This window comes from Aeromonas rivuli (genome assembly GCF_000820045.1).
GTDB classification, from domain to species: Bacteria; Pseudomonadota; Gammaproteobacteria; order Enterobacterales; family Aeromonadaceae; genus Aeromonas; species Aeromonas rivuli.
In genome coordinates this window covers 1-4205 of record NZ_CDBJ01000094.1, presented here as the reverse complement: position 1 = coordinate 4205, position 4205 = coordinate 1, and the positions used below count along the sequence as shown (strand labels likewise).

At 63.0% G+C, this 4205-nt stretch carries 5 protein-coding genes; 2 read left to right on the top strand and 3 right to left on the bottom strand.

Annotated elements, in window-relative coordinates:
* Window positions 1–516, top strand: a 516-nt coding sequence (locus tag BN1130_RS19550; RefSeq protein WP_042044101.1) for a pyridoxal-phosphate dependent enzyme, incomplete at its 5' end; no start/stop codon positions are given.
* A 64-nt stretch (window positions 517–580) separates the two neighbouring features.
* On the opposite strand, the gene BN1130_RS19545 is transcribed toward BN1130_RS19550, so the two are convergent.
* Window positions 581–1987, bottom strand: coding sequence for a coniferyl aldehyde dehydrogenase (locus BN1130_RS19545; RefSeq protein ID WP_042044100.1), 1407 nt, complete (start codon window positions 1985–1987; stop codon window positions 581–583).
* Window positions 1988–2196: 209 nt separating this feature from the next.
* On the opposite strand from BN1130_RS19545, the gene BN1130_RS19540 reads away from it, so the two are divergent.
* Window positions 2197–2490 (top strand): hypothetical protein, encoded by a 294-nt coding sequence (locus BN1130_RS19540; RefSeq protein ID WP_042044099.1) that lies wholly within the window; start codon window positions 2197–2199, stop codon window positions 2488–2490.
* 43 nt (window positions 2491–2533) lie between these two features.
* Here BN1130_RS19540 and BN1130_RS19535 read toward each other — a convergent pair whose 3' ends face one another.
* Together BN1130_RS19535 and BN1130_RS19530 are read right to left on the bottom strand one after the other, a co-directional pair.
* The gene (locus BN1130_RS19535) at window positions 2534–3001 is read right to left on the bottom strand and encodes a C40 family peptidase (RefSeq protein WP_042044098.1); all 468 of its coding nucleotides are present in this window, start codon (window positions 2999–3001) and stop codon (window positions 2534–2536) included.
* A 74-nt stretch (window positions 3002–3075) separates the two neighbouring features.
* Window positions 3076–4002, bottom strand: a complete 927-nt coding sequence (locus BN1130_RS19530) for a hydrogen peroxide-inducible genes activator (protein ID WP_042044096.1) — start codon at window positions 4000–4002, stop codon at window positions 3076–3078.
* Window positions 4003–4205: the final 203 nt, after the last annotated feature.

Genomic DNA, 4205 nt, shown 5'->3' with positions numbered 1-4205 from the left:
GCGTTGGCCATGGCGGCCAGGGGGGAGGGGGTGGTGCTGGATCAGTTCAACAATCCTGCCAACCCGCAGGCTCACTATCAGAGCACGGGCCCTGAAATCTGGCGTCAGAGTGGCGAAGCCATCACTCACTTCGTCTCTGCCATGGGCACTACCGGCACCATCATGGGGGTCTCCCGTTACCTCAAGGAGCAGAACCCGGCGGTGCAGGTGATTGGCTTGCAACCGGCCGAAGGGAGCCATATTCCGGGGATCCGTCGTTGGCCCGCCGCCTACCAGCCCGCCATCTTCGAGCCAGAGCGGGTCGATCGGGTGCTGGACATCACTCAGGCAGAGGCGCTCACCACCATGCGTCGTCTGGCCCGGGAAGAGGGGATCTGTTGCGGCGTCAGTTCGGGCGGCGCCGTGGCGGGGGCCCTGCGCATCGCCGCCGAGCTGGAGCAAGGGATCATCGTCGCCATCATCTGCGACCGAGGGGATCGCTACCTCTCCACAGGGGTGTTCGATGAACCCGCCTGAACCCGATCCGGGATCAGTCAACCGCTGGGGCCCATGGGCCCCTGCTGTCATTTGGTGGTGGCGCTTAGCGGGTCAGCCAGCTCAGCAGCAGCTTCTTGTACCAGCGTTCATAGGGGGGCTGGAGCAGGGTACCTGGGCTCCACCTGCCCCGGCGCAGTACCGTCTTGGCCTTGGAGAAGGTGAGAAATCCCTCCCGCCCATGGTAGTGGCCCATGCCGGAGGGGCCTATGCCCCCGAAAGGCGCATCGTCCGCCGCAACCTGTTGCAGGGTCTCATTGATGGCGACCCCCCCTGAGTGTGTCTCCCTGATCACCCTGGCTTGCAACGCGGGATCCAGACTCATCAGATAGAGGGCCAGGGGCCTGGGCCTGGCCTGGATATAGGCGATGGCCTCATCGAGGCTCTCATAGGGGATCAGGGGCAGCAGGGGACCGAAGATCTCCTCTCGCATCAGCTGGCAGTGGTCGGGCAGTTCGGTCAACAGATGGGGCAGCAGCCGGTGCCGTTCGTCATCCCGGGCTGGGGTGGCGCAGGGGTGAGCCTGGGCACCGGCGGCAACGGCCTCCTCCAGCCAGTCGATGAGCCGCTGATACTGGCGCGGGTTGATGATGGAGGCGTAGTCATCGCTCGCCAATCCCTGCGGGTAGAGGCGCTCGAAGCGTTCGCGATAGGCCTGGATAAAAGCGCCCTCCTCGCCTTTGGGGAGCAGTACATAGTCGGGGGCGACGCAGACCTGGCCTGCGTTGAGGCTCTTGCCATAGAGTATTCGTTCCACCGCCAGGCTCATCGGCATCTCCGGCCCGATGAGGCAGGGGGATTTGCCGCCAAGCTCCAGGGTGAGCGGCGTGAGCTGGCGGGCGGCGCTGGCCATCACTTGCCGACCGATGCTGGTCGAGCCGGTAAAGATCAGATGATCGAAGGGGAGGGCGCAGAAGGCGGCCCCTTGTTGGGCGTCCCCCTCGCACACCACCACCTCGTCCTGCTCGAAGGCGTCGCTCAGCAGCTGGATGAGCACCGCATTGGTGGCCGGGGTGAACTCGGAGAGCTTGAGCATGGCTCTGTTGCCGGCCGCAATGACGCCGATGAGGGGCCCCAGGCTCAGCATCACCGGGAAGTTCCAGGGCACCACTATGCCCACGACGCCGAGGGGCTGATAGATGACATCGAGCCGGGCAGGAGTGAGCAGCAGCCCCGGGTGGCGCCGACTCGGAGCCATCCACTTCTTGAGGTGCCTGCGCACATGTTTGAGCTGGGTGAGACAGGGCAAGATATCGGCGAGCAGGCTATCGGCTCGGCTGCGTTTGCCATAATCCTGGGTCAGCGCCTGGCAGAGCGCCTCCTTGTGGGTGCGCAGGGCTTGCTCCAGTCGCGTTAGTCTGGCCAGTCGCTCGGCGAGTGACGGGGCAGGGGCGGCCTGATAGGCTGACTTGAGTCGATCCAGCTGGGTGGCAAAATGCATGGCCTGTTCCATAGGGGCTCCCGGACAATAAGGCCCAGAACGTTAACTCGTCCTCGCGCACTCTGTAAAGCCATGAGCCCCGGCGCGGCGGCGAAGCGTGCGCCGCCACCCATTTTCGGCAACCGTATCGTGTTGACCGCCCATGGGCCATCTTTGGTGCTGGTCAAAACTAACCATTTTGGGGTAATTTGTATTTCATCACAGCAGAGGGAGAGAGTGCCATGACAGAGGAATTGGAACGCTTGCTGACCAAGGTCGATGATGTGGTAGATCGCATGCCTGCCAGCTTCAATACCTATGAGTTCGTCCAGAAGCTGGCGCTGCATCATCAGGGTGCCTACTTTGCGGCGGGACACTCCCTGGCGAGCCAGCCCTTGCCTGCGCTCAAGCTGATCCATCGCCAGGTGGGGGAGGTGCTCGGGGAGAGCGACCGCCTCATCGAGGGGGCGCATCTGGCCTGTGTCACCCCCTGGGGGGAGACCGCGAGTTCACCGCGCTGGCACCGCAAGGCCTGACCCGTCCCACGCAACACTCAGGCCCCTCGGGGCCTGATTGTTGTCAGCCGGCGGGCCCGGTGACGGAGGTCAGGCGGCGTGCCTGCCAGTAATGCTTGCGCCAGTAGACATTGTCGAGGCGTGAGCGGATCACGCCCTTGCTGGTGGAGGCGTGAATGAATTCCCCGGCCCCGGTATAGACGCCGACGTGATACTGATCCCAGCCGGTCTTGAAGAAGACCAGATCCCCATGACGCAGCTCGCTGCGAGGGATGGCCTCGCCGAGATCGGCCTGGGACTCGGTCGTGCGGGGCAGCTGGAAGCCCAGCACCTGCTGATAGGCGAGCTGGGTGAAGGCGGAGCAGTCTAGCCCGGCTCTGTTGGTGCCACCCATGCGATAGGGAACCCCGCGCCACTGTTGAAAGAAGCCATTGAAGGCTTTGTCAGGCGCTGAGGGGGGCACAGGCTCTGGTGTACTGGAACAGGCGGCCAGCAACAGGGCAAGCAGGGGCAGGATCAGCTTCATCGACATTTCACTCCCTCATCTCGAATTCAAACGTGAGCGCAGTGCCCGCATGCCAACCTGGAAGAGAGAAGCCCCTTCATTCATGTCGTGAGAGCCGACTCGGATTGGGGCTCGATCAGCGGCTTGACCAGCTCAGCCAGCTTGTAGAAGGTCTGGACCCGAGTGGTACTTGGGCGCCATACCAGGCCTATCTCCCGGTAGGCCTGCTCACCCGGCAGCGGGATGGCCACCAGATCAGTGTTATCCAGGATGCCGGCATCGATGGCCATCTGTGGCAAGAAGGTGGTGCCGAGCCCGGCGCCGACCATCTGCACCAGGGTGTGCAGGCTGGTGGCGGCAAAGGGGTTGATCTTGCTCTTGTCCCGCAGCCGACAGGCGCTTACCGCATGCTCGGTCAGGCAGTGCTCGCGCTCGAGCAGGAAGATGCTCTGGCTGGGCAGCTCTTTATAGTCGAACGGCATGTGCAGCCCCGCCGCCATGTCGCTGGGCATCACCATGTGGAAGGGATCCTGACCGACCGCCTTGCAATGGAAACCACCAATCTCGATGGGCAACGCCAGGATCAAGAGGTCGAGCTGACCCTGCTCCAGTTGCTTGAGCAGGTTGCTGGTGGTGTCTTCCCGTAGCAGCAGCTCCAGGTCCGGGTAGGTCTTGGCGCAGCGTTGCACCAGCTTGCTGAGCAGGAAGGGGGCTATGGTCGGAATGCAGCCGAGCCGCACCGTACCCTGCATGACGCCCCCCTGCTGCTGGCCGAGCTCCATCAGATCCCGGGCGTCGGAGAGCAGGTTGCGGGCCCGCTCGACCACCTCCAGCCCGATGGGGGTCATGATGAAGCTCTTGTGGTCGCGCTCGACCAGTTGCAGGTTCATCATGTCTTCCAGGGTCTGGATGCCGGTGCTCAGGGTCGACTGGCTGACATGGCACGCCTTGGCGGCGCGGTTGAAGTTCTTGTGTTCGTCGAGCGCTATCAGATATTGGAGCTGTTTCAGGCTGGGCCAGCGTTGCATAGGAGTACCTGATCCGTTCTATCTATTTAATTTGATTTAACTAATCTAACATTGGCGCCGTTTCTTGTCGCTTTAATAAAGGGCGCTGACAGGCTGAAAGCCTCCCTGGGTTCAGGCTGTAGCAAGCTTTATCCACGGGGATGGCGGGCAGGGGGATTGGGGGCGCGAGTGGCGCGCCGGGGGGGGTCCCCATAAAAAACGCG